Genomic DNA, 246 nt, shown 5'->3' with positions numbered 1-246 from the left:
ACCCGCGCTGAGGTTAATGCTGTCGCGGGCCGCGAGGGTCTGGCGGTTGCTCAGGTTGCCCTGAGTTTGCACGTTGAGCGCGGTGCCGGCGTAGACCGGGCCGCGTGCATCGAGGCTGGCGGCTTTGACGTTGACCGCGCCAGTCGCTGAAGTGTCAGCCAGACTCAGTTGTCCATTTGCATCGAGCTGAATATCGCCGCCGCTGGCAATCAGCTTGCCGTCGAGCTTCACCCCGACGCCGGCCTC

General features: G+C 65.0%; 1 protein-coding gene. It reads right to left on the bottom strand.

Going from position 1 to position 246, the window contains the following annotated elements; translation table 11 throughout:
• Positions 1–246 (bottom strand): hypothetical protein (locus A8O26_RS30040; RefSeq protein ID WP_172828232.1); only part of this gene is annotated, 246 nt, incomplete at both ends.

This window comes from Pseudomonas fluorescens (assembly GCF_001648775.1).
Lineage (GTDB): Bacteria > Pseudomonadota > Gammaproteobacteria > Pseudomonadales > Pseudomonadaceae > Aquipseudomonas > Aquipseudomonas fluorescens_M.
The sequence above is the reverse complement of the archived record's forward strand: the minus strand, read 5'-3'. Positions and strand labels throughout refer to the sequence as shown.